General features: G+C 53.1%; 1 protein-coding gene. It reads right to left on the bottom strand.

Annotated elements, in window-relative coordinates:
• Positions 1-812, bottom strand: an 812-nt coding sequence (locus V6D20_04985) for a hypothetical protein (GenBank protein HEY9815144.1), incomplete at its 3' end; no start/stop codon positions are given.
• Positions 813-1024: the final 212 nt, after the last annotated feature.

Raw genomic sequence — 1024 nt, 5'->3', positions numbered from 1 at the left:
TCTTCTGAGATGTCGATCGCACTGGCTACCGCCGTCTCATATTCTTCTCGAATCTTGAGCCGGGCCGCCTTAAACGCTTTATCGCTGGTTGCAATATCCGCAGCGCTTACCGTTAGGGTATAGGGAGTAATGATCTTCCCCTCATTCCTGAGCAACCCTAGGACGGTTTCTTTAAGCTTCCATACACCGGCATTGTGCTGAGCCACCAGCGCCGCCCACATATTCACATCCTGGCTATACCAGTCGATTGCATCCGTCACCTGGGTGATGTCGGGCTGCAGCGATCGCCGAACCTGACTAGCCAACGGTTTCTTGGACAACTCAAGATCCTGCCGGGCCTGAGCAGGTGTAGTAGCCTGAGTGATCTTATTGAATCCCTTGCCCGTTTCAGGAAGGTATAGGAACCGTTGGCAGATTGATCGAAGTCGATCCAAGGTTTGGGCGATCGCAGCCGCGCCGATTGAACCGCCGGTGTTGATGCTCCAGACGGAACTGATTAGATCGGTGTATTGCTCGATCGATAGCCCTTCCCTCACTGATGGCGAGGTAATGATGGCTGTATAGCCCTGTTCTATCAACTGGGGGTTAACAGCGCCCTTGGATGCCATATAGAGCTGCACCAATGCTTCACCCATGGTGTCTTGAGTGATCAGCAGCACCTTTTCACCTTCATCATTCTCCATCGATCGCGCCGTAGCCGTAGCCAGCCGCTTACTATCGGTGAGGAGCATCGATAGCGTGCCCTCAGGTCGATTTTTGTGCCGCTTACGGAACTCAGCGATCGCCCCCGCGCAGTTCGGAGAATCGATCAACGCGACATCATACCCTAGCGGCTGACGTGCCGACCTAACAATGAATGCCTTTTCTCCCCTGATATCTTCAATCCACTGAAGGATGGCATCCGACAAGTCAGCACTAGCAATGATGACTAGAATTGCTTCCCTGATCCGTCGCTTAAATTCTGCGAGCAATGGGCCTCGATTCGCTTTGATGTCTCCGAGGTCACTAGAGCAGAGCTGCTCTA

It is taken from the genome of Candidatus Obscuribacterales bacterium, from assembly GCA_036703605.1.
In the GTDB taxonomy this organism is placed as follows: domain Bacteria; phylum Cyanobacteriota; class Cyanobacteriia; order RECH01; family RECH01; genus RECH01.
Note: the sequence above shows the minus strand (reverse complement) of the source record. Positions and strands in the feature narration are given on the sequence as shown.